The organism is Marinagarivorans algicola (assembly GCF_001292705.1).
In the GTDB taxonomy this organism is placed as follows: domain Bacteria; phylum Pseudomonadota; class Gammaproteobacteria; order Pseudomonadales; family Cellvibrionaceae; genus Marinagarivorans; species Marinagarivorans algicola.
On sequence record NZ_LGAK01000037.1, the window covers coordinates 26,678 to 53,524 of the forward strand.

22 protein-coding genes are annotated in these 26,847 nt (G+C 43.3%); 19 read left to right on the forward strand and 3 right to left on the reverse strand.

Annotated features, from left to right (window positions below; genetic code table 11):
* Nucleotides 1-227: 227 nt before the first annotated feature.
* The 8 genes from AC438_RS12240 to ung all read left to right on the forward strand — a co-directional run bounded on the left by AC438_RS12240 (nucleotide 228) and on the right by ung (nucleotide 10,689).
* Nucleotides 228-404: a hypothetical protein gene (locus AC438_RS12240; protein ID WP_156312395.1), complete on the forward strand. Its 177-nt coding sequence runs from the start codon at nucleotides 228-230 to the stop codon at nucleotides 402-404.
* A gap of 371 nt (nucleotides 405-775) precedes the next feature.
* On the forward strand, nucleotides 776-3,079 hold the full coding sequence (locus tag AC438_RS12245) for a DUF1592 domain-containing protein (protein WP_053981552.1): 2,304 nt from the start codon (nucleotides 776-778) through the stop codon (nucleotides 3,077-3,079).
* Nucleotides 3,080-3,089: 10 nt separating this feature from the next.
* The gene (locus tag AC438_RS12250) at nucleotides 3,090-4,391 is read left to right on the forward strand and encodes a DUF1552 domain-containing protein (RefSeq protein WP_053981553.1); all 1,302 of its coding nucleotides are present in this window, start codon (nucleotides 3,090-3,092) and stop codon (nucleotides 4,389-4,391) included.
* A gap of 764 nt (nucleotides 4,392-5,155) precedes the next feature.
* The gene (locus tag AC438_RS12260) at nucleotides 5,156-6,547 is read left to right on the forward strand and encodes a GGDEF domain-containing protein (protein ID WP_053981555.1); all 1,392 of its coding nucleotides are present in this window, start codon (nucleotides 5,156-5,158) and stop codon (nucleotides 6,545-6,547) included.
* Nucleotides 6,548-6,853: 306 nt separating this feature from the next.
* Nucleotides 6,854-7,093 (forward strand): hypothetical protein, encoded by a 240-nt coding sequence (locus AC438_RS12265; protein WP_053981556.1) that lies wholly within the window; start codon nucleotides 6,854-6,856, stop codon nucleotides 7,091-7,093.
* Between the two features lie 74 nt (nucleotides 7,094-7,167).
* A protein-coding gene (gene prfB, locus AC438_RS12270) for a peptide chain release factor 2 (RefSeq protein ID WP_156312394.1) occupies nucleotides 7,168-8,263 on the forward strand; the annotation gives its coding sequence in 2 pieces (ribosomal slippage) (nucleotides 7,168-7,239 and nucleotides 7,241-8,263; 1,095 coding nt in all).
* Between the two features lie 96 nt (nucleotides 8,264-8,359).
* Nucleotides 8,360-9,883: a lysine--tRNA ligase gene (gene lysS, locus AC438_RS12275; protein ID WP_053981573.1), complete on the forward strand. Its 1,524-nt coding sequence runs from the start codon at nucleotides 8,360-8,362 to the stop codon at nucleotides 9,881-9,883.
* Nucleotides 9,884-9,999: 116 nt separating this feature from the next.
* Nucleotides 10,000-10,689, forward strand: coding sequence for a uracil-DNA glycosylase (gene ung / locus AC438_RS12280; RefSeq protein ID WP_238376385.1), 690 nt, complete (start codon nucleotides 10,000-10,002; stop codon nucleotides 10,687-10,689).
* A 12-nt stretch (nucleotides 10,690-10,701) separates the two neighbouring features.
* On the opposite strand, the gene AC438_RS12285 is transcribed toward ung, so the two are convergent.
* Entirely contained in the window at nucleotides 10,702-11,307 is a 606-nt protein-coding gene (locus AC438_RS12285; protein ID WP_053981558.1) for a YigZ family protein, read from the reverse strand.
* Nucleotides 11,308-11,521: 214 nt separating this feature from the next.
* Between AC438_RS12285 and AC438_RS12290 the strand changes: the two genes are divergently transcribed.
* The 5 genes from AC438_RS12290 (at nucleotide 11,522) to AC438_RS12310 (ending at nucleotide 16,921) form a co-directional block, all read left to right on the forward strand.
* Entirely contained in the window at nucleotides 11,522-12,190 is a 669-nt protein-coding gene (locus tag AC438_RS12290) for an ABC transporter ATP-binding protein (protein WP_053981559.1), read from the forward strand.
* A 52-nt stretch (nucleotides 12,191-12,242) separates the two neighbouring features.
* Nucleotides 12,243-13,502: an ABC transporter permease gene (locus AC438_RS12295; protein WP_053981560.1), complete on the forward strand. Its 1,260-nt coding sequence runs from the start codon at nucleotides 12,243-12,245 to the stop codon at nucleotides 13,500-13,502.
* Nucleotide 13,503: 1 nt separating this feature from the next.
* A complete protein-coding gene (locus tag AC438_RS12300) occupies nucleotides 13,504-14,760 on the forward strand; it encodes an ABC transporter permease (RefSeq protein WP_053981561.1) in 1,257 nt (418 codons plus the stop codon).
* Nucleotides 14,761-14,763: 3 nt separating this feature from the next.
* On the forward strand, nucleotides 14,764-15,843 hold the full coding sequence (locus tag AC438_RS12305; RefSeq protein ID WP_238376386.1) for an efflux RND transporter periplasmic adaptor subunit: 1,080 nt from the start codon (nucleotides 14,764-14,766) through the stop codon (nucleotides 15,841-15,843).
* A gap of 127 nt (nucleotides 15,844-15,970) precedes the next feature.
* Entirely contained in the window at nucleotides 15,971-16,921 is a 951-nt protein-coding gene (locus tag AC438_RS12310) for a TIGR01777 family oxidoreductase (protein WP_054112477.1), read from the forward strand.
* A gap of 118 nt (nucleotides 16,922-17,039) precedes the next feature.
* Here the strand turns inward: AC438_RS12310 and AC438_RS12315 are convergent, their stop codons facing one another.
* Both AC438_RS12315 and traF read right to left on the reverse strand, forming a co-directional pair.
* Nucleotides 17,040-18,767: a hypothetical protein gene (locus tag AC438_RS12315; protein ID WP_053981563.1), complete on the reverse strand. Its 1,728-nt coding sequence runs from the start codon at nucleotides 18,765-18,767 to the stop codon at nucleotides 17,040-17,042.
* 175 nt (nucleotides 18,768-18,942) lie between these two features.
* Nucleotides 18,943-20,337 carry a conjugal transfer protein TraF gene (traF, locus tag AC438_RS12320; protein WP_053981564.1) on the reverse strand — a complete coding sequence of 465 codons (1,395 nt, stop codon included), beginning with the start codon at nucleotides 20,335-20,337 and terminating at the stop codon, nucleotides 18,943-18,945.
* Between the two features lie 497 nt (nucleotides 20,338-20,834).
* Between traF and AC438_RS12325 the strand changes: the two genes are divergently transcribed.
* From AC438_RS12325 to tnpA, 6 genes are all read left to right on the forward strand, one after another.
* Nucleotides 20,835-21,716, forward strand: coding sequence for a DUF6502 family protein (locus AC438_RS12325; RefSeq protein ID WP_053981565.1), 882 nt, complete (start codon nucleotides 20,835-20,837; stop codon nucleotides 21,714-21,716).
* Nucleotides 21,709-23,382 (forward strand): DUF5666 domain-containing protein, encoded by a 1,674-nt coding sequence (locus AC438_RS12330; RefSeq protein ID WP_053981566.1) that lies wholly within the window; start codon nucleotides 21,709-21,711, stop codon nucleotides 23,380-23,382. Before AC438_RS12325 ends, AC438_RS12330 begins: the two co-directional genes overlap by 8 nt.
* 422 nt (nucleotides 23,383-23,804) lie before the next feature.
* Entirely contained in the window at nucleotides 23,805-24,176 is a 372-nt protein-coding gene (locus AC438_RS12335; RefSeq protein WP_053981567.1) for a GtrA family protein, read from the forward strand.
* Entirely contained in the window at nucleotides 24,176-25,171 is a 996-nt protein-coding gene (locus AC438_RS12340; protein WP_053981568.1) for a glycosyltransferase family 2 protein, read from the forward strand. Before AC438_RS12335 ends, AC438_RS12340 begins: the two co-directional genes overlap by 1 nt.
* Nucleotides 25,164-25,538: a GtrA family protein gene (locus AC438_RS12345; protein WP_053981569.1), complete on the forward strand. Its 375-nt coding sequence runs from the start codon at nucleotides 25,164-25,166 to the stop codon at nucleotides 25,536-25,538. The genes AC438_RS12340 and AC438_RS12345 overlap by 8 nt, the downstream gene beginning before the upstream one ends.
* Nucleotides 25,539-26,169: 631 nt before the next feature.
* Nucleotides 26,170-26,847 (forward strand): IS66 family insertion sequence element accessory protein TnpA (gene tnpA, locus AC438_RS12350; protein WP_420798151.1); only part of this gene is annotated, 678 nt, incomplete at its 3' end.

Sequence of the window (26,847 nt, forward strand, 5' to 3'; positions counted from 1 at the left end):
ACGATTAAAAGACTATTAAAAAAAACCTTTTAGAGTGTTTTAATGCGGTATTAGGCAAAAAAAACATATTACAGAAGGGAATATTAATGAGTGCTTCACAGAGCGATTGAGGCATGGGTCACATGCTGACTTATCTCTTGCATTGTGCTTGTAGACTTTGATCAACCGCAAATTTTTAGCCTAATTAATTCAGTACTATGGTGGCGATCTTTAAATGGAGCTCGGTCATGAAAAAGCGACCTTTAGTATTAAATACCGGTGTGAACATCGCATTAAACAGAACCTTATTAGTTAACTGTGGGAAGTTATTATTTTTAGCGGGCTGGGGCTTGGCTTTGGGTGCTTGTATGAATGATGCCAACGCACAAGGGTTTGCACTGCATATTGGCTTTTTGGCCCAATAAGGTAGCGGTTCCAGCAGTACCGATGGAGATGTACTGCGCGACCCATGAATCTATTTGTGCACAAGTTCACAAATAGGGTGTTGCAAGCAACAAATAGGATTCATTGATGCATCATTATTTTACTTGTGACGCTTAAAGCATCATTATGCTCGCCAAGTATACTTATTAAGCTGCGGTTTACCAATAATGAATGCGTTGTTTTGGTGTGCTATGACTACCATTCAAAATGGATTACCTACAACCTTTACATAACTCTCTCAATTCAGCCAGTTAAAGGTACTGCGTACGAGCGTAGTGTTGACGCATATGCTTGATGAGTCGCTTAACTGATGTTTGCAGTAACCTAATATTTTATGACTAAGGAGTTGCGCGTGAAAAAAATATTCAGTGTCTATGCCTCGCTGCCAGTACCTACTGTGCAAGTGGTTACAGGCCTTTTAAAAACAGCAGGCATGATGTCGGCTTTAGTGATCGGTTTGGCGGGGTGTGTCAGTGATGACGATGGCACCAAAAGCTCAGACTCGCCGACCATTAGCTCTAGTGCGGCTCCTGTTAGCTCCGCTCCGGCCAGCTCTAGCATGCCTAGCTCTCAAGCTGTTTCAAGCTCTAGTGTACCCGCGACATTTGTGGGCGATGCGGCACAAGGCAAAATACGTTATGAGTCTGGGCTGTGTAGTGGTTGCCATGGTCTTAAAAACGCTTTTGGCTCTAATGCTGTGGGTACCGGTGGTAACTTTAAATTTGATATGGCGGCTTTAACTAAGCAGGCAGCTAAAGACAATTTACAAAAATATTTACACGATGAAATGCCAACACCCATCAATACAGCGTGTGAAGACCAGTGTGCGGCCGATGTGGCCGCTTACCTCGATACGTGGAAAGCCGATGCTGGCAATGGTGGTGGCTCTAGCGCACCAAGCAACCCTTATGCCGGTAAAACCGGTTCAGAGATTTATCAAGTCGCCTGTGAAAGTTGCCATGGTGATCGCGGCCAAGGTGTTGATCGCGAAGCGAACCCGCTAGGCTCAGAAATCTTGGTTGAAAATTACAGTCTACAAACATTGACTAAAAAAATTGCCGATGACATGCCTTACGGCGGTGTGGGCACATGTACAGGTGACTGTGCAAAAGATGTGGCAGAGTATATTTTAGGCTGGCAGGTATTGGTGGATTGCAGCGTCGACGGTGAAACGCCATTACCACGCCGTTTACGTATTTTGACGCCTGATGAATACACTCATACCGTGATAGATCTCCTAGCACTTGATAACAAAACCGAAGCCACGCGCAATTTATTAAAATTTGCGCCAGTGCGTGGCTACGATAACAATGCTGCAGGCTCGGTGGCTGCTAATGCTCATATTGACCGCTATTGGGCTGTTGCAGAAGCGTTATCGGATGAAGCTAATTTAAACCGTATTATGTCTTGCGGTGGCCAAAATCATAATGATTGTGCCAGAAGCTTCACCCAAACATTTGGCGAGCGGGCATTCCGCCGTCCGTTAACGAATGATGAAAAGACAGACTACACCCAGCTCTTTAACTCTGTAACAAGCAGTAAAGAAGATGCCGCGCGTTTAGTGATTCGCTCGATGCTCATGTCACCAAGCTTTATTTATCGCAGCGAAATGGGTGAGCGCGATGGCTCATATTACACATTGACCTCATGGGAGCTGGCTAGCCTCTTGTCTTATACATTTTGGGGCACAATGCCGGATAACAGGCTATTTGAAGCCGCACGTAATAATAATTTGCAAAGTGCCTCTCAAATTGACAGTCAAATGACACGTTTATTAGGTGATAAGCGAGCCAGCCAGCGTCTGGTGCATTTTGCTGCACAATGGTTAGATGTAGAAGATATTGCTAGCTTAAATAAAGATGCTGGCGAGTATCCTGAATTTAATGATGAGTTAGCGAAGGCGATGCAAACTGAGTTTGATATGTTATTGGCTGATCTGTTATTAGGGCAAGACACTAAGTTTGCAGACCTTTACACCTCTGATTACACCTTTGTGAATAATAAACTTGCAAATTTTTATGGTATTAATGGTGTCGGTTCTAATAACTTTATGAAGGTAACAGCAGGTGCTCAGCGCGGCGGTATTTTGAATTTGTCGGCGTTTTTAGCCTCTCACGCCAAAATGGATCAATCCTCTCCTATTGCTCGTGGTGTAGGTGTGCGAACCCGCTTACTGTGCCAAGACTTTCCAACGCCACCGGCGAATGTGGGTGATGTTGAGCCGTTAGACCCAACGAAATCTACACGTGAGCGCTTTGCTGCGCATACTGATAATGACGGTTGCCGCGAGTGCCATGAAAAAATTGACCCTATTGGTTTTTCGTTTGAGCGTTATGACGGAATTGGTGCTTATCGCGAATTTGAGGGCCAAAATGTGGCTGTTGATGACTCTGGTAGCTTAAGTGGTTTGGTCTTGATGAGTGATAGTGATAATCAGGACTACGTGGGCACCAAGGGTCTAGGTGTTATTCTTGCTGAAGCACCTAGCGCTGCAACGTGTTTGGTCGATCAATTTTCTAGCTTTATGCATGGTGTGAAAGATCCGGATGTGTGCGCAGTACAAAATACTGCTCAGCGCTGGGCCAATCAAGGCTATAGCCTCAAAAGCCTCTGGAAAGAAATTGTCAAAGCCGAATCACTCAGTAAACGCCAGTAAGGAGTACAACATGAAAAGACGTAATTTATTAAAAGCTCTTACCGGTGCGTCGGCAGCAATGCCTTTGGCTTCTATTTTAGCGAACTCTGCCACTGCGGCAGATGGTGCGCGCCCCATTCGCTTTTTAAGTATTTATCACCCGAATGGCTGCGTACCCGATATGTTTCACCCCAGAGCAGGCTCTTTAGCATTACCTGCGATGAGCTCACCTTTAGAAAAAGTTAAGCAGCACTGTGTGTTTATGGATGGCATTGGCTTAATTGGCAATGGCTCTACACATGAAGGTGGTGCGGCGAAAGTCTTAAGCGGTAGTCACGAGGCTGGCCAAAAAGCTACCGGCTCTTCTATTGAGGTATTAATGGGGGAGGAAAACGCCTCTAAAGGTATCACGCCAACAGCACCATCGATTCAAATGGGATTGTTGGCCAGTAAATGGTCTGATAAATCAATTAGTTTCCAAGGCACGACTCGCTTACCCTACCAAGACGACCCATTAGCGCTTTATAAGTCGTTGTTTGGTGGTGCGAGTGATGATGGTGGTGCGGCGGCTGGTTTAACAGGGGCCGATAATATTCGTGCCTTTGAGCGTGCCAAAGGTGACTTGGTTCGCTTACAGCAACAGCTTGGTGGCTTAGAGCGTGAGCGCTTAGAGCAACATATGAGTGCCTTTAATGTGCTCGAGAGCAAGCTTAAAGCGATTGCTGATGCGGGTAATAGCGGTACTGGCGGCGGTGGTAGCTGCGGCATGGTCAACCTCGAGGGTATTGGCAGTAATGACTGGCGTGACGATAGCCCAACGGGCGCCATGGCGCGTGTTTCTGATGCGCAGCAAGATGTTGCGATTGCCGCATTATCTTGTGATGTGACACGTGCGATTAGCTTTATGTATTCTCATCCTGTGTCACCGATACAAAATCCTTTAGGTGGCCTTGCGGATCACGATGCGTCACATGCTAACGGTGAAACGCATCGCAAGAGTAAAGTGTGGTGGATGCAAGAGATTGCGACCTTTATCGAAAAAATGTCAAATACGCCTGATGGCGATGGTTACAGCTTATTAGACAATACTATTGTATTGCTGTGCTCAGAGCTTGGGCATGGTAACTTGCATGATCACTGGCGCATTCCTTTTGTGATGGCTGGCGGTAAAGGAACAGGCCTTGATACGGGGCGCTCACTAGATTTTAGCGGATCAGGTAACTATGAAGGTAAGGGCGCTAGCCATGCGGATTTACTTCAGGCCATTGCACGTAAGGCGGGGTATGGTTTTGATATTCCATTAGCAAAAGGCGAGCTGGCTGGTATTTGGTAATCTACTGCTACAAAGAACATGCTGGCAGACAGTGGCCAGCTAATACTGGCGGTGTATAAAGGGGCTTTGCGCCCCTTTTTTATTAAATTGCTCTCACTAAAAAGCTCCCCAAAACGCTCCTATCTATCTAAATTGGGTCGCTCAGCGCCCTCGCCCTCAATTTATGCCCCTACGATGGCTCGCTGGTATGTCTTTATTGGGCGCACAAATACCATTGCACATTCGCTCTAGATTAAGCGCCGTGGTGAAAAATATTTACCCTCTTCGTCATTGCGCGACGATCGAGGTCGGACTTCTATCGTTTTGACAATTTCTTGCTCGTAAATACACCGCTAGCGAGCGCCCATCCGCTAATACGACGCTAAATAGTGTTAGTGGTTGATCATGTGCACAGTGAGTCATTATTCACTATGCTTAAGCGAATGTTAGGAAGTGGTGATACCACTGCGAGACCGTATCAATATTTTTAGCAGTGGTATTCCTATATTTAAAGGCATCGCTGATTAAGAGTGCTATTGTTAAAAGTATTATTGTTAAAAGTGTTATTGTTAAAAGTGTTATTACTGTGAAATACATATACTGCATTTCACAGTTTCTGTCGCTATTTGTTAAGTCGAATATTTTAATTTTACCAAGCATATTTTAATTTTTACTAACGAGTTACTTAATGATTTATTTAAGGCTCGGTGAGACTTTAGTGATTATTTGGTGAGACTTTAGTGACGCTTTAGTGAACATAGGAATATATATTTGACGGTAGTTTGATGAGCCGTGAAATACTGGCCAAATCGTTGCCACTTAAACGTGACGTTTTTTTACTGAGTATCATTAGAAGGTCTGATGCAATGGCGTTAGCTTCATCTTCGCGTATTCGTGCTGCCGCTGTTATAGCAACGGTTGTTGTGATGCTGGGCCATTATTTTTTGCCGCCAAGATATATCACGGTGCACCCCGTCGATAATAGTACCTATAACATCTATAGTGATGGAGACTGGGGGGGCGAGTCGAGTGTGGCATGGCTAGATAAGAGTGCGACTCGTTGGTTGTGCCATTTTAAAAAAAGCCCTGCACACCCCGTATGTGGACTGGCTGTGCATTGGGGGGACGCTCGTAGCCAATTCATTAATGCTGAAGGCTATAGCCTTTTACGTCTAACGCTTAAATACAAAGGCCCTGCACATGCTTTACGTATATACATTCGTAATTTTGATGAGCAGCATGGGGTACTAGAAGACCGAGACACCCATAAGTTTATGTCGGTCAATATTCCTGCCGATGAATTTTCACAATTTGAGGCAAGATCACATAGTACAGAAATAGCATTAAGTGAGTTACAAGTTGCAGATTGGTGGAAAAGTGAATATAACGTAGATCGCCATCAGGCGAAGCCAGCATTTAATCGCATGACGTCTTTCGGTATTGACTTTCCTGTCCCCCCAGTTATGGGTGAGCATACCTTAGAGCTTGAGCGGGTGGAGTTGGTAGGAACGTGGATCCCTGCCGAAAATTTATATCTAGGTATTATTTTAGCGTGGTTGTTAGGATTGCTTTTAGAAACGGCATGGCATATGTATCGATGGCGGCGTGTCGCCAAAGAAAATTTTAGGCAAGTCAAAGATTTGACTGACTACGCCGAAGCCTTAAAATTGAAGTCAGAAAAATACCGCGAACTCTCGCATATCGATAGCTTAACAAAAGTCTATAATCGTTATGGCTTTATGCAAACGCTCAAAAAACTCTTTGGTCGTGGCGCGTTAAACGGCTGCCTTATGATTATTGATATTGATTACTTTAAGAAAATTAATGATAATTTTGGGCATGTAGCTGGCGATAAAATATTACATGAAATTGCTCAAGTGTTTGCACGAAATGTACGAAAAAATGATGTTTTTGCTCGCTGGGGTGGTGAAGAATTTGTTCTTTTAGTGACCCATTATGACCTGAAACAAGCGCGTGCTTTAGCTGAAAAATTAAGGCTTTTAATTAAAGATTATGATTTCAATACAGTGCAAAATATTCAAGTAACGATTAGTATTGGATTAACCTCTTTCTCTAAAAGTGATTCTTTAAATAGTGCTTTCTTACGTGCAGATGAAGCCTTATATTCTGCTAAAACGCAAGGGCGCAACCAAGTAGTCATTGCATGCAATGACTAGTAGCTGTTCTTCTTATATATGCGCTATGACTTATTGCTGTTTATCAATACTATAGACAGCTTTATGAAATAATAAGCCCGTAATCGCTCAGCTCCTTGTTGTTCTGCTCAACTAAAATCAAACAATCAGTCATGCTAAGCCTCAGTTATTGCCTACGCCTAAATTACTGGTGTCGCTCAATATCAGACGTTTTTATAGCGCAGAACCTTAGATTATTGATCGTATGAGATGCAATGAGCGGCTTGACTTGAAAATTCTGTTTCTTTTCCCCGAAATTATCCAGCTCACTGAATGAGTTCATAGGTCGTGTTGTGGTCAATCCACCTGAAGTCATACTTTAATGAGCGTGCAAGTATAGGCTCTGCGGCATTAGGTTGGAGCGATGCGTTTTATAGCCATCCCCTATTCACGGTGAAAGCCCTAGCGCTTGGGTGCTTGGATGACGGGTGGCGGCTTATGGTCTGCGTTGCTCTGGGTAAGTGGTTGAGCGCTGTTGATGTGCTGTGGTGCATTGGCGGTGATGGCTTGCAGGTTGTGAGCGGTTGATCACAACGCCAGACATTTGAGGCTAAAAAGGGTACAATCGCGGCCTTTCAAGAACGTAAGCAAGAGAGCCTCTTATGGAGATCAACCCCATTGTAAATGCCCTTAAAGATATGGCCGATCGCACGGCTGTGCTTAGGGGGTACCTTTGACTATGATGTCAAAAAAGAGCGCTTAGACGAGGTAGAGCTACTCCTTGGTGAGCCTGATGTTTGGAATGACCCTGCCAAGGCGCAAGAGCTAGGGCGTGAACGCTCGGCGCTCGAAGCCGTTGTTAATACTATTAATAACCTTGAAGTCGGCATTGCCGATAATCGTGAGCTGCTCGATTTTGCAGTAGAAGAAAGCGATGAAGACACCCTAGAAGAAATTCGTACGGAAGTGGCAAGTCTCGATGCGCAGCTGGCAACACTCGAGTTTCGCCGTATGTTTTCGGGTGAAATGGATGCCAATAATGCTTATCTCGATATCCAGTCGGGCTCTGGTGGTACTGAGGCGCAAGATTGGGCCGAGATGATTTTGCGTATGTACTTGCGTTGGGGCGAAGCTAATGGCTTTAAAACCACGCTAGAAGAAGCCTCTGCGGGTGATGTGGCGGGGATTAAAAGTGCCACTATTCGTTTTGAAGGAGAATACGCTTTTGGTTGGTTGCGCACCGAAACAGGCGTGCATCGCTTAGTGCGTAAGTCACCGTTTGATTCGGGCAATCGCCGCCATACGTCTTTTTCGTCGGTATTTGTTTCTCCTGAAATCGACGATAATATCGATATTGATATTAACCCTGCTGATTTACGCGTCGATACCTATCGTGCCAGTGGTGCTGGTGGTCAGCATGTTAACAAAACTGATTCAGCAATTCGTTTGACCCATGAGCCAACAGGTGTTGTTGTACAATGCCAAAGCGAACGCTCGCAACATGCTAACCGTGATAAAGCGATGAAAATGCTACGGGCGCGTATGTATGAGCAAGAAATGCTGAAGCGCAATGCCGAAAAGCAAGCGCTAGAAGACAGCAAGTCTGATATTGGCTGGGGCAGTCAAATTCGCAGCTATGTCTTAGATGACTCCCGCATCAAAGACCTACGTACTTCGGTGCAAAGCAGTAACTGCCAAGCCGTATTGGATGGCGGGCTGAATCTGTTTATTGAGGCGAGCTTAAAAGCTGGGCTTTAAGATTTTATAGCGTTCTCTTTACTTAGTTAAGTGACTCATTTAGTTAGGCTGTGCGTGAAGCGCCAGCTATCAACTCACAGAAAAAATGGTTTGAATATGTCAGACAAAAACAATACTCCGCAAGCGCCAGATGAAAATAAATTAATTGCTGAGCGCCGCGGTAAGCTTGCCAACATCCGCGAGCGCGGTAATGCGTTTCCTAATCAATTTCGTCGCACGCATATGGCCGATGAATTACAGCAAGCCCACGGTGAAAAAACCAAAGAAGCGCTCGAAGAGCTAGGTTTTGTCAGCGCTGTGGCGGGTCGTGTAATGGCAAAGCGAGGACCGTTTATGGTATTGCAAGATGTGAGTGGTCGCATTCAGGTATATGCCGATAAAACCGCTCAAAAAGCGATGAAGGCTAACGATGGCGCTTGGGATATTGGCGATATTGTGGGTGTTAAGGGAATATTGCATAAGTCAGGTAAAGGAGATTTGTATGTCAATTGTGAAGAGTTTCAAATGCTCACCAAATCACTTCGTCCATTACCCGATAAGTTTCACGGCCTTGCAGACCAAGAAATGCGTTATCGTCAGCGCTATGTTGATTTAATTGTGAACCCAGAGGTGCGTAACTTATTTGCGGTGCGCTCTAAAGTCATTGAGTATATTCGCAACTATTTAAACGCTAAAAGTTTTGTAGAAGTCGAAACACCGATGCTACAAGTAATCCCTGGCGGTGCAACCGCACGCCCTTTTAAAACACATCACAACGCTCTAGATATTGATATGTATATGCGTATTGCTCCAGAGCTTTATTTAAAGCGCTTGGTTGTAGGTGGCTTTGAGCGCGTTTATGAAATTAACCGTAATTTCCGTAATGAGGGTTTGAGCACGCGTCATAATCCTGAATTTACAATGCTTGAGTTTTACCAAGCTTACGCCGACTACCAAGATTTAATGAACCTCACCGAAGATATGCTACGCGGCATGGCTGAAACGGTATTGGGTTCAACAAAAGTCAATAGCACCAAGTCAGCTAAAGAAGGTGAAGAGCCTGAAGTTGTGACTTACGACTTTGCCCAACCTTTTGAGCGCTTAACGGTGCTTGAGGCTATTTTGGCACACACCACTGATATTACGCTTGAGCAACTCAATGATTTAGAGCAAGCCAAAGCTGTGGCTAAAAATGTCGGTGTTGAGTGCAAATCTATTTGGGGTTTAGGTAAAATTCAAATCGAAATATTTGAAGCGGTTGCCGAGCATAAATTAGAGCAACCGACCTTTATTACTGAGTATCCCGCAGAGGTTTCACCGTTGGCACGCCGTAACGATGACAACCCATTTGTGACCGATCGCTTTGAGTTTTTTGTAGGTGGTCGTGAGCTAGCGAATGGTTTTTCTGAATTGAATGATGCTGAAGATCAAGCCGAGCGCTTCCAAAAACAAGTGGCCGAAAAAGACGCCGGCGATGATGAAGCTATGCACTATGATGCCGACTATGTACGCGCATTAGAATACGGTTTACCGCCCACAGCAGGGCAAGGTATTGGCATTGATCGTTTAGTGATGCTGTTAACTGATTCGGCGTCTATTCGCGATGTGTTACTCTTCCCGCATATGCGACCTGAAGCCTAGTTATGTGAGAGCCTGTAAGCGGTACTCTTATTAATTAAGGCGTAATGTCTTAGTACCCACCTTTGGTGGGTATTTTTTTATACGGATATTTTTTTTAAATGACTCAGAGGTGCAGGGTGAAAAAACAAGTTGAGCTTCATCAGTCATGGTTGCAATATCTACAGCCAGAATTTGATAAGCCGTATATGCAAAGTTTACGCTCTTTTTTACTTGGCGAAAAAAGCGCCAAGCGCACGATTTATCCGGAAGGTAAATTAATTTTTAATGCACTAGATTCTACCGTGCTAGATAATGTCAAAGTAGTGATACTCGGGCAAGATCCTTATCACGGCCCCAAGCAAGCCCATGGCTTATCGTTTTCGGTACCTTATGGTGTCGATGTTCCGCCGTCGCTACGCAACATGTATAAAGAGCTACATCAGGATATTGGTTTTGCTGTGCCCAATCACGGTAATTTACAAGCGTGGGCAGATCAGGGTGTGTTATTGCTTAATGCCACGTTAACGGTTGAAGCGCGTAAAGCTGGCTCGCATCAAGGCAAAGGCTGGGAGCAATTTACCGATGCCGTGATACATGCCGTTAATGATCATTGTGAGCATGTCGTTTTCATGCTGTGGGGTAGCTACGCACAAAAAAAGGGGGCGTTTATTGACGCCCAAAAACATTGCGTATTAAAGGCCCCGCACCCTTCGCCATTATCGGCTTATCGTGGTTTTTTTGGTTGCAAGCATTTTTCGCAGGCAAACGAATACCTACATGCAAATAATATAGAGCCTATTGAATGGCAGCTTAGCACTAAAGCGTAACGTGCATCGATGTTATTCATAGATTTTTATAGTCGCTCGTCCTGCTGTTTTTTGATTAATCGCGAATGTAAACTGTTCTAGCTGATCGCTTGGCAGTATCAAGTGCAAACATACATCGGTACTGTATGTTTGGTCAGTAACCTGAGCGTCAAAGGCTTCGCAATAATGGCGTATGTGAGGTTCGTCTTCGTAATGGGCTGTTATTGTTAGATTTTTTTGTGGTACCACATCGTGCCAACTTGCATTATCTAAGGCTTTTGAAATGGCTTGCCCGTAAGCACGTACAAGCCCTCCAGCCCCTAGTTTTATACCACCAAAATAACGCACAACAATAGCGCCTGTATTACCGGCTCCTCGCTGAGTGAGTACATGCAGTATTGGCCTTCCCGCTGTACCTGAAGGTTCGCCATCATCATTAAAAGCTACAGTTATCGGCTGTTGAGGATTTCCTATTAAATAAGCCCAGCAGTAATGGCGCGCATCAGGGTATTGCATCTTGATTAACTTTAATGCCTCCATGAGCTGTTCGCGCTCAGTCACCGGATATAAATGCGCAATAAACTCACTGCGCTTTTCTTCATAGGTATATTGAGTGGGATTTGTGATGGCTTTAAACATAGCAGGTGACTTATTTGGCTTTTACATAAAGCGCTGATTGAATGCGGGATGTGATTTTACATAATCATCATCAGTTGGCGATAGGCTAAGCACTGTCGTATAGAATACAAGCGCCAATCTATACATTGTATGTTGCAAAGCTTGAAGGGCTAAAGTTTGGTGAGTACACTCATGGATTATTAAAATAATAGGCCACCCATGGGTTGTATTAATTATGATTTCTCTCGAAGGGATACACAAACATTATACAAGTGATTCTAGGCGACTGCATGTGCTAAAAGGCGTCAATTTATCGATTGATGATGGTGAAATGGTTTCGATCATGGGATCCTCCGGTTCTGGTAAATCTACCTTGCTCAATATTCTTGGCTTGTTAGATACTTATGATCACGGCGCCTATCAATTAGGTGATACGGTGATTTCGGCAGGGTTGTCTGAGGCAAAAGCGGCGCAGTTGCGTAATCGATTTATTGGTTTTGTATTTCAATCTTTTAATCTACTCCCGTTTAAGAGCGCATTAGAAAATGTTGCATTACCGCTGTACTACCAAAAAATAGGGCGAAAGGCGCGTAATTATCGCGCTGAAAAGTTATTGGATATGGTAGGCCTTGGTGAGCGCACCAAAAATATGCCCAATGAGTTATCTGGCGGGCAAAAGCAGCGCGTGGCTATTGCGCGAGCTTTAATTACAGATCCTAGAATGATTTTAGCTGACGAACCAACAGGCGCATTAGATAGCGCAACAACAGATGATGTGATGACCGTTTTTAAAGAAGTACATCGCACAGGTAAAACCATCGTGATTGTGACGCATGAGCATGATATAGCAGAGCAAACCGAGCGATTAATTTTATTAAAGGATGGACAGGTCGAGCGTGAATAGGATATTCAAATAGGCTTAATTAGACTAGGTGCAATATGTACGGTAATAAAATATGAGTCTTGATGCTTTACAGGAAGTTTGGTTTACCCTTAATCAAAATCGGTTGCGCACATTTTTAACGGCTTTTGGCGTATTTTGGGGAATTTTTATGTTGGTGCTTTTGCTCGGTGTGGGGCAAGGGCTCAAAAATGGTATAGAGCAAAGTTTTAGTAGTGATGTGCGAACGTCTATGTGGATTAGTAGCAATAAAACCTCTTTACCTTATCGTGGGTTGCCGCAAGGGCGCCACATTAAATTACAAGAATCTGACGTTGATTTTTTAAAAAATCAATTTCCTGAAATTAATATTATTGCTGCCGAAGAGCCTTTAGGTTCCAATTTTAGAGCAGATATTTATGTTACCTATGGTCAGCATTCGGGTAGTTTTTCGGTGCTTGGGGCAGGTGCTAATTATTTTAAAATAAAAAAAAGTCAAAATTATCACTATGGCAGAAGATTGAATGACTTGGATGAGGCTGATGCACGCAAAGTTGTAGTGATAGGTACAAAGGTTGCTGAGCGTTTATTTGGCAATGAATATAATCCCATAGGTCATCAAATAGCTATTAATGGCGTTAGTGTAAAAATAGTGGGCGTATTTTATGACTCGGGCTGGGAGGGGCGAATGAGTGAGCGAATTTATATGCCGCTTGCTGCCTTTCAAAAAACATTTGGTAAAGGTCAAAACATCGGGTCAATTGCTGTGGTGCCGCATAGCGATGTTGATAATGTTGCTTTAAGTGAGCGTATTTTAGGCATGCTGAAAGAGCGCCATAAAATTTCGCCTCAAGATAATACGGCGCTTCGATTATTTGATCTAGCGAAGGAAACCGAAGAAATTAATAATACTTTCACAGGTATTGGCCTATTTTTATGGTTTGTTGGCTTAGGAACGTTGATGGCGGGTATTGTCGGGATTAGCAATATTATGATTATTTCGGTCAAAGAGCGAACCCGTGAAATTGGTATACGAAAAGCACTGGGGGCGCACCCACGTCAAATTATTTACACCATATTATCGGAGTCATTGCTTGTTACATTAATAGCAGGTTATGTGGGGCTCGTTTTATCGGTTGGGTTGTTGGAACTATACAATTGGATGACTAATGAATACGGTATTGAGTTGCCGTATTTTAGCCACCCAGAGGTTGATGTTCATATTGCTATAGTTGCCTTACTTATTTTGGTTTGCGTTGGTACCGTGGCTGGGCTGGTGCCCGCGTGGCAAGCTGCACGTATCTCTCCGATCGAAGCTATGCGTGAGGAGACTTAATATGTGGGATTTGGATCGCTGGCAGGAAATAGGTCACACTCTCAGTCGCCACAAATTGCGTACAGGGCTGACAGCTTTTGGCGTTTTTTGGGGTATTTTTATGCTAGTGCTACTACTCGGTGCCGGTAATAGTTTAAAGCAAGGTGCTATTGATCGATTTTCGGGTAATACGAATACTATTTATATTTGGGTTGGTAGCCCAACGCAGTACGCTTATAAAGGCTTTGCCAAAGGCCGTCGAGTGGATTGGAATATTGATGCCCGAGATATGCTGAGGAAAAAATTAGAGGGTGCGGAAGTTGTTGTAGAAATTAACGAGCTTGGCGGTTGGCAAGCTGAGCAATATATTGTACATAACAAGCGTAGCGGAACATTTGTGGCTCGCGGTACCCATCCAGAAGTTGCACTTAACAGTGGTTACGCGCCTATTAAAGGCCGCTTTGTGAATGCCAATGATTATGACCAAAAAAGAAAAGTTGCGGTATTAGGCGCTGAGGTTTACAAGCAAATTTTTGAGCCTGGCGAAGATCCTGTAGGTCAAAGTATAAAAATTGCTGGCATCCATTTCATGATTATTGGCGTTTATAAATCAATTATTGCGAGTGAAAATTCGCGTCGCGACGACTCCCGCATTTTGATTCCTAATAGCACATTACGCACAGCTTTTAACCAAACTGAGTATATTGGTAGCTTACGTATTAAGCCTAAAAATGGAGTATCAGCGGTAAAGGTAGAAGAGCAAGCATTGGCTTTGCTCAAGGAATACCACCATGTGCACCCGCAAGATACAACAGCTTTTGGATATTACAATACAGAAAAAAATTATATGAAAGTGGTGGCGCTATTTAATGGTCTTAATGCTTTTAGCTGGTTTGTAGCGCTGGGAACTTTGCTGGCAGGTGTTATTGGTGTGGGCAATATTATGTTAATTGTTGTCAAAGAAAAAACACGCGAAATAGGGTTGCGTAAAGCGTTAGGTGCAACGCGTGGTTCGATCGTGGGTTTAATTATACAAGAGGCTTTAGTGATTACAGCCTTAGCCGGTTATATTGGATTAGTGGCTGGCGTAGCGATCTTGGAGTTGTTCGCTATCTTGTTAGTTAAGTTTGATATTCCCGGATTTGGTGCCCCATCAATCAACTTTACAACGGCCATTACGGCGCTTGTGTTATTGATAATTTCTGGATTGTTAGCGACTTTGTTACCCGCACATAAAGCGGCAGCCGTTAACCCTATTACAGCATTACAGGATGATTAAAAAATGATGAAGAAGTTTTTAGGTGTTTTTTTTGGCCTGAGTTTGTTAGCAACTTTTGTATGGACTACATTGTTTCTGTATCAAAAATCTGAAGAAGATCCCATCGTCCATGAAATAGCAACGCCGCTCATGGCTGATATTTTTGTCAAAACGGTTGCGACAGGTAATATTAAACCACGCAAAGAAATTGATGTGAAATCAAAAGTGTCAGGTGTTATTGAAGAGGTGCTTGTAGAGGCTGGTGATGCGGTAAAAAAAGGCGATGTAATTGCGCGAATCGAACTAGTACCTGATGTAGAATATTTAAGGAATGCCGAGTCGAATGTAGAAAAAGCACGGCTTAACTATCTTAATGTTGAGCGGGATTTGGCACGCCAAAAGAAGCTACATAATTCTTTATTAATATCTGAGTTTGAATTTAATAAATACAAGCTGCAATTTGATTTGGCGGAAGAAGCCTTGCAGGCAGCAGAGGATAACGTAGCACTGATCAAGGTAGGTGTCAGTAAGCATGGAGGGAAAATCTCTAATATCGTGTATGCTACAGTATCGGGTTTATTGTTAAGTGTGCCGGTAAAGGAGGGGACTTTTGTTATTGAAAGCAATACCTTTAATGCCGGTACAACGATTGCTCAAATTGCCAATATGAATGATATGATTTTTGAAGGTAAAATTGATGAGTCGGAAGTCGGTAAATTAAAAATAGGCATGCCGATATCGCTCAGTATTGGTGCCCTGGGTCAGCATACCTTTGGGGCCGATCTGGAGTATATTGCACCTAAAGGTTACGATCATCATGGTACGATAAAATTTGATATTAGGGCTGCTGTTAAGTTGCAAGAAGGCATCTTTTTACGTGCTGGTTATAGCGCAAATGCTGATATCGTATTGAATGAACGTATTGATGTACTGGCTATCAATGAAGGAAATTTAATTATTGAAAATGGCACTAATTTTGTAGAAGTTGCTGTGAGTGATCAAGATTTCGAACGGCGTGAGGTAGTGACCGGACTATCTGATGGAATTAATATCGAAATACTATCAGGTGTTCGGTTGGATGAGAAATTAAAGAAATTGTATTAAGTTTGTACGTCTTAGATGCCGGTGAAACCGCTTTCGCTATTTTACCGAGCGGCGTTGATCGAGAAAGCATTTTTGTACGTACTAGGTTGTGAGTATCGATAACAATAGTCAATCAATGGTGGTCAAAATGCAATCTTCAGCCGAGCCCGTTCAAGATGAAACAAGCCGTAGGCTGCCCAAAGCGATATTAATTGCTGGTGGATCGGGATTTATTGGTCGTCATCTTGCGGTGGCTCTACATCATCAAGGCTATTTGGTTGATATTGTGGGGCGTGATGCCTCTAAAATTATGAAAGCGACACCATTTGCAACCCCCATCACCTGGGCGTCACTGGCAGGCTGTACTGAGCACCCCTCAAAGTATCAGGCTATTATTAATTTGACGGGGCACTCTATTGCAGCAGGTCGATGGACATCGGCTCAAAAAGAGCGTTTATTGAGTAGTCGCATCGATGCCGTCGAGAGCCTGATTCGCTATTGTATGAAAACACAATTCGAGGGTACTTTTATTAATGCTTCGGCTATCGGTTTTTATGGTGGCCAAGGCGATCAACGTATCACTGAAAGTACAGCGCCTGCTGATTGTTATTCGAATACTTTATGTGCTGCGTGGGAGGCTGCGCTTAACCCATTAATTGATCATAAGGCAATTAGGGTTTGTGTGGCGCGCTTTGGTGTCGTCATGTCCAATGATGGCGGTGCATTTCCCCAGATGGCCTTACCTTTTAAAGCTAAAGTGGCAGTGCAAAATGGCAATGGCCAGCAATGGTTTTCTTGGATAGCCTTAGAGGATGCCGTTAAGGCATTAATATTTTTAATTGAAAATACTCAGCTAGCCGGCGCTTACAATATTGTTGCGCCCGAACCGCTTACTAACAAAACACTAACAGCACACTTAGCCGCGCATTATCATACTCTACTAACCCTTACTGCCCCTGCACCTATTTTAAAACTGGCTATGGGGCAAATGGCTGAAGAGTTATTGTTGGCTAGCCAGCGAGTAGTGCCAAGTAAGCTACAGCAATCGGGCTTTACTTTTACACATAATGATATGTCTAGCTGGCTAAAGACGCTTTAGCTTTGATCTGAGTGTGCTGTATGGATGCAGTACTTGCCTTGGCGCGTTTGCGCTCTTTTATACTGCCCAGCAACACTGCCCCGACAAGTACCTATTGCCGTTAAATACCCTATTGCCGTCAAATACCTATGCGCGACGGTAGTCGTTGAGCACATTGCTGACTATTGATGGGTATTGTTTGTTGTGCCTCTAAGCCAACCTTGCTATGCCAAACTTTAATTTCATCGTCATAATCAAAACGAATTTTTTGATATTCGATACCATTCACCGTAGTGCTACCTGCAGGCTTCATAATAGCTTGATAGTTAGCGCCTAAAAAATCAAATGTCAGTAATAAACTATAGGACTTAGGGTGTTCTTGGGTGGCGCCTAGTAAGCTCCAAAAACCGTTTAAAATTTCGCCTTTAAAGTTACCCTCGCCTAAACTATTTTGACTGGCACCATCAATATACTTAGCGCATGCTATTATGCTACCGCTTAGCTCACTATCACCGGCTTTAAAATACAGTTCTAATTCAATATCACTAAGATTATTGGGTAAATAACCAAGATCTAAGTCAGAAATTAACAGTTGTTTACCATCAAGGTCACGAAAAGCATTGGCATCATCTTGAATGCGTGCTGCGTGAGTAATAGCGGCAATATTATTAAAGTCATCGCCGCTAAAATCATTCGCCACTAATGCATTAATATCTGCTTTATCATCACTTAAGGCGATACGTAAGGCCTCTATAAGAGCGGTATTGCCAGTATTAAAAAAGAAATCAAAAGCGTTATTAATTGTGCTGTCATCTTGTATTGATTCATTGACTGATTTGATAACAACAACCTCTAAGGCGCGAATATAACCTAATATTTGCCCTTGATCTATTACATCTGTTAACAGTAAATCGATAAGCGGCGGTATTTGTGCTGCAATTTTGGCTGGGCGATTAAATTTTTTCGGGTTATCTGGGCTTCCCATATCGAGGGGCAAATCAATATTGTATTTGTTGTATGTGTTACGAATAGTTTTTTCAGTGTTGTCTAATATTTGAAGTAAAGCATTGGGGTTGGTGAGTATATTGTCTAGGCTAATAGCGCTTATGTCTTGGCTGTTAGGCAGTGTTAATGTGTTGGCAAGATTTTTATACAACGCTTGCGAGGCATCATTAGGCATGCCAGTTGTCTCGCGCATTTGTGTATAAGTATCGTCGATGCGGTCACTGAGAATGGTAATTGTTTTGTGAATTTTTAGTGCTGTATTGAGTAGATAGCTGTCTATTTCATTATTTCCTCGACTATTTAAATAATCAATATCTAAATCTTTTTCTTCAATACCGAGAACCGCGAGAATGTTTTCATAGTTGGTAGGGTCTTGTATGCTGGTGAGTAGCGTTGTAATCGGTGTAATAACGAGCTGTGTTCTATCGGCAGGGTTGAGCGCATTAATACGACGACTGAGCTGCCCAACAAAAGGCTCACCTGTGAGTCTATCGTAGCCACCGTCAACGCGTATAACTACATTGCCAAGTGCTGATTGTGAGCTTAAGCAATATTGTTGCTCTTCTGGTGTGGCATCACTGGCGCAATAGTCAGTCCCTGTATTAGGGTTATAGCCATAGTACCCTGCATCATCTGTGAATGAAAAGTCCTCCCAAGGATCCCGTGTTGCATTGTTATTGCTATCTATAAAGACCTTGGCTCTTGCGATATGCCCGTCAACGGCGACACCGCTAAAATTTTGCTCAAAAAAAGAAACCTTGCCGCGATCTTGATCACCACCACCACAGGCGCTGAGCATTAATATAGCAGCCCCTATACCAAAGATATTTTTAAGTTTTGCTATGAAATGTGTCGTTGACATAATTTACCTCTGGTCAAAGTGTAGTGTTTTTTATTTTTAAAGTATGGTGTTTTTTAAAGAGTATGATTTTTGTAAGAACTGTATTGAGATGTATTCATCAAGACGGTCAATTAATTATCCGGCTATACACTATGGAGTCGTCTTGAGGCTATTAGTATCGGCTTTGCTTTAATACTTAAAACCATTCTTCAATGCTTAAAGCAAAGCCGATGCCTCGGGGAACCTTATCGGTATCAACAATGACATCGTCAAGTGCAAAGTTAAAATCTATATTGACAACTTTGCCTAGTGTCAATCCAATACCAGCATAACTTAACTTTGAGCCAGCTAAATTTTTGCGATAACTAACGCGGGTGCTGGGAACCCAAAAGCTGTTAGGTTGATAGCTACTTGACCAATGGACCCATTGATTTTCTTGGCCAACAGTGTCGTCATAGTTTGAAAGCTCTGCGGCTGCAGAGACTAACCATTTAGGGCTGATAAAATAACTACCATCAAGGGTAATAACAGGGTTTTTAGTGTGTTGTTCGTGGGTTTTGATATCCCCTTTAATATTGGAAAAATAATTAGCGATATAACAATTACTTTGTGAGTGGCTTGCGTCAATATATTTATCGCAATTAACACCTATGGCGCCATAATGAAAGGCGGGGGCATTTACATTTGTAATTGTGGCGCCTAGGCGATATTTTTTAGCAGACCAGATGGCGCCAAAATCTAAACCTATACCGGTAGACTTTATACGATTATTTTTGTACTCATCTTTGATAAGATCTTCAATACCTTGGCCGCGGAGTAATTCAAGTTGAAAGACTTGCTTGCTGAGTTCGAGATCGTAAATATTTAACCTTGCACCGACTAATAGTTGTGTACCTTTTGTGCCAAATAAATCTTGCGAAAGACTTTGGCTATAGCTAACAGCAAACTTTGTTTGTAGGCCACTTTTTAAGTAAGCGGAAGTTGCCGTTGAAAAAGTTTCTTTTTGATCGTCGTAAATCAGTTCATCAGCTAGGGCGCTAACGTTTATTTGGCTTTCTATATTGAATTCGAAAGTAAGAGTGCCGGGCAAAAATAATGGCCGCCAATACAAAGGGAATGGCGGTAAATAGATACCATTAGTGGTTTTTAAGTAACCGTCTTGGCCAGCCTGTGTAATAACAAGGTTAAAGCGGTCAAGTGTTTCATTAACGGGTATATCACCGGCATTGGCAGAGTCTTCCAAAATATTAATTAGCTCATCAATGTCATCAACAAAGTTATCGACTTGGCCAAGCTCAGTTGCGCTGGATAGGCTAAAAAAATAGGCCAGGCGGAATCGCTCACTGGGCCTAACCGCTAAGTGGCCCATAGCAGGGTTAGCAATACCGCTAAAAAGTGCATGATGATTCGCGCTTTGACCGGTTGTAATACCTTGTGAGTGATTAAGTAAATTACTATTAGCGTAAGTTGGCGGAATGATAACTAGACTGATGAGCAATAAGGTTACAGGCTTCCACATAAATTGAGCTTGCACTAAGCGATAAGTCGTACTGCAAGTTATTACCTTCAAAATATGTGCGCCAATACTCATTATTAGACCCCTGAACGGTAGGTTCCCATAGCAATATTTATATGGGCAGTACCCAAAGGGTAGTCAAAGATCGAGCCTCTTTAGACTTGATTGATGGCCATATAAAAATAAAGTCTGAGAGTAAATAAAGCAGGGTATATAAGTATTAATTAATAACTAAAAGAAGCTGTTTTATGTACGCATATTATTTTTATTAAGGCATTTTTTTGACGTATTACGCTATGAAATTAAAATAGTCTGACTAGAGATACTTTTTTTGAATTTGCTGTGTAAAATAACGCAATCAAGGTATGTCATTTATGCGCACATCTCGACAGCGAGGGTCACTTTTTTTGTGCTCTATCAGGGGTAATATCGGTACGGAATAAAAAAATTATTCACTTAAGCCTTAACAAAACTTTGGCAAAACCGCACAATGGTCGCTTTCAATGTGATTGTGGTCATAAAATAGACAGCGGGCTGCGACGGGTCGTAGTATTTGGGGTAATCTCTCCCACATGAAAGAACTCAATATAAAACAACTTATTCTATCGGCTGCTCGTACAATGTTACGGCCAGTTATTCGGGTATTAATTCATAATGGCGTGACTTACAGCGAGTTTTGTAAACTCGCGAAAACGCTTTTTGTTGAAGTGTGCGCGAATGATTTTGGATTGCAGGGGCGGCCAACGAATATGTCGCGTATTGCGACTATGACAGGTATTGACCGAAAAGAAGTCAAACGAGTAAAAGATGCCTTAAAACAAGCAGATCTCGTCGAAGATAATCAAAATGAACAAGATCGTTTGACACGTATTTTAAGCGCTTGGCATCAGGATATAAGCTACGTGGACCCCAACGGGTTGCCTTTAGAGCTTCCCTTGGAGACAGATGATGAGGCTAAGGATTTTACTCGATTAGTAAAAGCTTATGGCGGCGATATACCAGTGAGTACCATTCTCAAAGAGTTGCTGGGGAGCGATTGCATTGAAAAGACACCAGCAGGTACTTTTCGTGTGCTTAAACGTTTTTATGTCCCGGCTAATAACAACCCCGAGTCACTATTACGCGCAAGCTCTGTTTCGAGTGAGATTCTAAATACCATGTTTCACAATCTTTATGTTGTGGGCAAAGAGAAGCGCGCGCGCCCCCGCTTTGAGCGTCGTGCAAGTAACAACGCCATTGCGATTAAAGATGTCGTTGCTTTTGAGCGCTTTGTAGAGCAAGAAGGGCAGGCTCTGTTAGAGCGTGTTGATAGCTGGCTCACCGATCATGAGTGCGATGTTACCGCTGAGCCTACAGAGGTTGTGCGCTTGGGTGTCGGTGCTTATTTAATTCGTCACGATAAAGAAAAGTTAAAAGTTAGTGTAAACAATCTTCCAGGAGAGACTCATGATTAGTTATTCGCAAGCGTTGCCCATTATCTGGCGAGTAATTATAGGCGCATGCTTATTGTTGATGACAGGTTGTTTGCAGGGCGAGTCAGATGACACAAAGTTTGCGGGCATTGATGGTAGCGGCAAAATCCCTCTTCCCGATGAGCCCGGCGGTGAAATTGGTTTAGGTAAGCGCTCTCCTTTAATTGTACAAGGCTCTATTAACGGTTTTGGTAGTGTGATTGTGCATGGTGAGCATTATGACACGACTGACACAGATTTTTATCGCCATGGCGAGTTAGTCAGTGAAGCGAATTTTGAAGTCGGCGATCGCATCGCTGTGAATGGCTACAGCGATGAAAGTGGTAAGCTTTTTGCTGAGCAAGTCTTCTTTGAACCTTCTGTCACTGGCCGTATCGAGGCTTATGACGATGTTGCGGGTATCGCTACTGTTTTGGGGCAGCGCGTGCGTATCGACTCGCAAACAGTGCTGGGTGCAGAGTTGAGCGATAAAATGCTTTTTGGCAAGGAGGTGACTATCAGTGGCTGGTTGCAAGATGGTGAAATATTAGCAACACGAGTGACTTTAGGTGAAACACCGCAGATGAGTTTAGTACGCGGTTACATTTATGATAACGATGCACTTCAAATGCAAGCATCAGTTGGCAACTTGAGGGTTAATTACGCCAATATTAATGACCCCTCAATAGTTGAAGAAGGCGCGGGGGTTGTCTTTGAGGGGCAGCTTAGCCAAACTAGCCCCCAAATATTGATAGCGACAAAAGCGTTTAACTTTGTGACCAATCTAGAGCAAAGTGATGTGGTTGTAGAGTCCGCTGTTATTGCCGGTACTGTGCGTAATATCGAAGCGAAGCATTTTTGGGTTAATGGCATCAAGATTGTCCATGACGCTGACACTACCGTTACCTCGGCCAGTGCAAAAGTGCTTAGTATCGAGGCGATCAAAGGTGGTGATCGGCTTGTTGTCAAAGGGAAGCCCATAGACGCGGCGCAATTACTTGCTGAAGATATTAGCATCAAATCTAACGTGGTTACGCAAACCATAACCGGTGCAGTGACTATGCTCTATACCGACGAGACCGGTCAGCAATTCGTGGATATCGACAGTCAGCGGGTTGCGTTAAAGTCAGAAACAGCTATTGTCGATCTACTCCAGCAGCATTCACGCTTGACCTTTGACACCCTGAATATAGGCGACTACCTAGTGATGGTGGTGGTACCGGGTGAGCCAGCGGTAGCCGTATCTATCAAGCGCACTCAGCAAGGTGTCAATGATCGTAAATTCGATGGTACAGATGAGCTTCCCTACGATTGGGGCTTTGACTTTCGAGAGCGTAGTACCAGTGATGATGATGAAAACCTACTATTTGCCGGTAAGCTTCTTTCCGTCGATACGAGCCTGAATACGCTAGTGCTAAGCAACGGCGTTATTCGGATTAAGTCGGATAGCGGTAATAGTACAGAGGTCTTTGATAGTGAAGGCAATGCTATTGCTGCAAATACTGCTGCCGCTGAAATTGGCGAGCTGCTGAAGGCAAAAACTCACCGCACCATCTGGGTTAACTTACAGGGCGATCGTCGTAATGATGTTGTTTTTGCAGATCATATTGTGATTAAACTGGATTGGTATGGGCGTGAAATAACAGGCCAGCTTATTCCTGAGGAGTAGATAAGGGTGAGATTGTGTGAGTATTAATTAAAGGGCTGCCATGAAGGCGGCCTTTTTTAATGGTAGGCCGCTACCTTATTCAGGGGGTGCCAGTATCAGTGGAGCATTAGATTGGTGGGCTTTTGGTGTTTAGCGCTGAGATAGAGCGTGCTTTACCGTAAGGGCGCGTATTCGTCAGTCTTTCTGTTGCGCTTCTTGTACATAGTGACACTTTAAGATCTAAAAATATGCAATGGTGTGATGGCGGGCTTACCTCGGTGTTAAGGTATTTGCCAAGCGTGTTAATGGCTTTTACACTGGCGGGCCTAAATGACGCTACTGGCGTCATATTGAATAATAGCTAGATATTGATGGTTACTCGGATTGTACTGTATATGGCCCAGCTTCTTCTCAGTCTTTGTCAGCGCGTATTGGGGCTATTTATGTCGCGGCAATTCTTGCTTTTTTTGTTTGTAGGCGGCTCTGCAACTTTGTTGCAATTTATGTTGCTTATGTACTTTGTCGAATGGTTGGGTATGAGCAAAGTTATCGCCTCTGCGGCAGGTTATTTACTGAGTGCTGCCTACAATTACCTACTCAATTATTATCTAACGTTTGCTAATGGGCAAAGCCATTGGCAAACGTTACCAAAATTTATAGCAGTGGTTTTTTTGGGTGTGATGGTTAATACTTTAGTGTTTGCTTTAATGCTTTATGTTGCCCCTTACTTGTTGGCCCAACTCTTTGCGGTTGGAGCGACTCTAGTTGTTAATTTCTTATTACATAAATTCTGGATATACCGGAGAACACAATAATGTCTAACTCTACCGACCATAATCGCAGTAGTACAGCCGCTCTTGATGGGCCACCCTCTTTGGCGATAGTTGTTCCTTGTTACAACGAAGAAGAGGTTTTGAGTGAGACTTTTGCGGCACTTGAAAAAGTAATGACTAGCATGCTGACGGCCAACAAAATTAGCGATGCTTCTAAGTTGTATTTTGTGGATGATGGGAGCAAGGATAAAACGTGGCAAATGTTAGAGCAAAAAGCTCAGAATGATGGGCATGTAATCGCTATTAAGCTGTCCCGAAACAAGGGGCACCAAAATGCGCTTTACGCAGGCCTATGTACAACGACAGAGGACCTCGTCGTAAGTATTGATGCCGACTTACAAGATGGCCCCGAAAATATCAAGGCGATGGTCGACGAGTATGCTAAAGGTCACGATGTTGTTTATGGTGTGCGTAGCGAGCGTAAAACCGATACATTCTTTAAGCGCTTTACGGCCGAGGGTTACTACCACCTTATGCGAAAAATGGGTGTCGATTTAGTTTTTAATCATGCAGATTTTCGCCTCATGTCTCGTAAAGCCCTAGAGGCGTTTAAGGAATACCCGGAAGCCAATTTATTTTTGCGAGGCATTGTGCGAGAAGTGGGCTTTAGCTCTTCTAGCGTTGAATATGAGCGTCAAGAGCGTTTTGCCGGGGAGAGTAAGTACCCGTTGCGTAAAATGCTGAGCTTTGCTTGGGAGGGGGTTTCTTCGTTCTCAACCGTACCGTTGCGTGCAATTACCGTGATGGGATTTGTTGCTGGCTTTTTAAGTTTAGCAATGATTTTTTGGGTACTTGGTGTGAGAATTTTTACCGATAGCGCTATTCCGGGCTGGGCTTCTGTGTTGTTACCGTTACTTTTTATAGGTAGTGTTCAGTTGATGTGCTTGGGGATATTGGGTGAGTATGTGGCGAAGATATACGCTGAGGTGAAGAGGCGGCCTAAATATCATGTTGAGGAAGTTCTAAGGCGTGATTAAATATACAACTTTTATTCAGTTAATACGCTTTGGTGTGGTAGGTGGGGGGGCTGCGGCTATCCACTTTGGGATTGCGTTAATGCTTACTGAAAAGATAGGTGCCAGCATCCAGATTGCGAATTTAATGGGTTTTTGGGTTGGTTTCGTTGCTTCCTATGCTGGTCAGGTGTTATTTACTTTTCAAAAAGCTCCATCTCGTGCTAATTTTTTATTATATTTCGGGTTAGGTCTCGTCAATTACTGCGTTGCTTGCTGTTTAGTTTTTGTTAGTGGCTTATGGCTTCCAACTTGGGCGGTATTTGCCTGTACTGTGGCTTTGATTCCGCTGTTTGGTTTTTGGGTAAGCAGGTTTTGGATTTTTCGTTAGGTTAGCTTTATTTTTATTATAAAATTATAAAAATAAAGCTAACTATTCAGTAGTATTTTCAAAAATACTGGGTCGTTGTCCAGAGAATAGCGTCGCTAATGCGTAGGTAGCGGTGATTTTTTTGTACGTTGATAGATAGCTGCAGGCTCGGTAGACATTGACCACGCTGACTTAATAGCGCGACTGCCCTGATCACTCAGTAAGCTAATCATCAATAAGAGCATTTCACAGGCCGTGCGCACTGAGACTGATAGCGTTTTATCAGCCTTAATGACTCTCCTTGCATATTTAATGGATTGTTATATATTTATGCGGTCTATCGTCACTGTATGATTTCTTTAATATCAACTCTACATCGCGTTACTATAACTTGAGTTTTATTTGGGGTGTTACATTATCGTAATTAGGGCTGAATAGTCATTATTTTTTAATTATTGAGCTTGTAATGAAAGTGAATGCCAATGAATGACTCTGTGCTATGCAGGGGGAAAATCTGACTATTTATGAATACAAGGTAAGCGTCCAGCCAACCACACCTTAAACACTCGATACCCCGGTCGTAAACTGATGCCTTTTCCAGAAAAGGGCATATCTCATGAAACGAAGCCCCGAAGCTGAGTAGCAGGCGCTTATTAAAGAGCAAGCGCAATCCGGGCTAACTGCCACGGAATTTTGCAAACAGCGAGGCATCAGCGGCAAGTATTTCAGTCTGCGAAAGCAGCGATTGTTAAAAGCAGATCCTGAGCAGATGGATTTTGCAGTGGCCTCCATTCGTCCTGAATCAAGCGCCATTGAAATCAGATTGGGCCACACAGCAATTTGCTTGCCGGTAAATCAGTCTCCTCCTAAGCGTAAACCTCTGCCAAAAGACTTACCGCGCGAAACGCGTGTCATTGATATAACTGACGAAGAAAAAGTCTGCCCTTGCTGCAATGGTGAGCTTCATCAATTGGGTGCTGAGACCAGCGAACAGCTTGAGTACATCCCCGCTTCAATTAAAGTCATTGAAACCGTTCGCCCCAAGTATGCCTGTCGTACGTGTGAGCAGAATAACATTCACACACCCATCAAAATTGCGGATGTACCGGCATTGCCTATTCCCAAGAGCATCGCGACACCGAGCTTACTGGCACAGGTAATACTTCAAAAATACCAATTTGCATTGCCGCTGTATCGCCAAGAGGCGCTCTTTGCGCAATTGGATATCACATTAAGCCGCAAAACACTCGCTACATGGATGGTTCGCTGTGCCGATCTTTTAGAGCCTGTCATACATCAGCTAAAAGACATTTTATTAGAGCAGAATGTT

Excerpts from the sequence above, each read along its gene's own strand:
- AC438_RS12330 (WP_053981566.1), top strand. The coding sequence starts at position 21,709 with ATGATTAGTTATTCGCAAGCGTTGCCCATTATCTGGCGAGTAATTATA.
- AC438_RS12260 (WP_053981555.1), top strand. The coding sequence starts at position 5,156 with ATGAGCCGTGAAATACTGGCCAAATCGTTGCCACTTAAACGTGACGTT.
- AC438_RS12340 (WP_053981568.1), top strand. The coding sequence starts at position 24,176 with ATGTCTAACTCTACCGACCATAATCGCAGTAGTACAGCCGCTCTTGAT.
- AC438_RS12250 (WP_053981553.1), top strand. The coding sequence starts at position 3,090 with ATGAAAAGACGTAATTTATTAAAAGCTCTTACCGGTGCGTCGGCAGCA.
- AC438_RS12285 (WP_053981558.1), bottom strand. The coding sequence starts at position 11,307 with ATGTTTAAAGCCATCACAAATCCCACTCAATATACCTATGAAGAAAAG.
- AC438_RS12315 (WP_053981563.1), bottom strand. The coding sequence starts at position 18,767 with ATGTCAACGACACATTTCATAGCAAAACTTAAAAATATCTTTGGTATA.
- AC438_RS12310 (WP_054112477.1), top strand. The coding sequence starts at position 15,971 with ATGCAATCTTCAGCCGAGCCCGTTCAAGATGAAACAAGCCGTAGGCTG.
- AC438_RS12240 (WP_156312395.1), top strand. The coding sequence starts at position 228 with ATGAAAAAGCGACCTTTAGTATTAAATACCGGTGTGAACATCGCATTA.
- AC438_RS12335 (WP_053981567.1), top strand. The coding sequence starts at position 23,805 with ATGTCGCGGCAATTCTTGCTTTTTTTGTTTGTAGGCGGCTCTGCAACT.
- AC438_RS12325 (WP_053981565.1), top strand. The coding sequence starts at position 20,835 with ATGAAAGAACTCAATATAAAACAACTTATTCTATCGGCTGCTCGTACA.
- AC438_RS12305 (WP_238376386.1), top strand. The coding sequence starts at position 14,764 with ATGATGAAGAAGTTTTTAGGTGTTTTTTTTGGCCTGAGTTTGTTAGCA.
- AC438_RS12290 (WP_053981559.1), top strand. The coding sequence starts at position 11,522 with ATGATTTCTCTCGAAGGGATACACAAACATTATACAAGTGATTCTAGG.
- lysS (WP_053981573.1), top strand. The coding sequence starts at position 8,360 with ATGTCAGACAAAAACAATACTCCGCAAGCGCCAGATGAAAATAAATTA.
- AC438_RS12295 (WP_053981560.1), top strand. The coding sequence starts at position 12,243 with ATGAGTCTTGATGCTTTACAGGAAGTTTGGTTTACCCTTAATCAAAAT.
- AC438_RS12300 (WP_053981561.1), top strand. The coding sequence starts at position 13,504 with ATGTGGGATTTGGATCGCTGGCAGGAAATAGGTCACACTCTCAGTCGC.
- traF (WP_053981564.1), bottom strand. The coding sequence starts at position 20,337 with ATGAGTATTGGCGCACATATTTTGAAGGTAATAACTTGCAGTACGACT.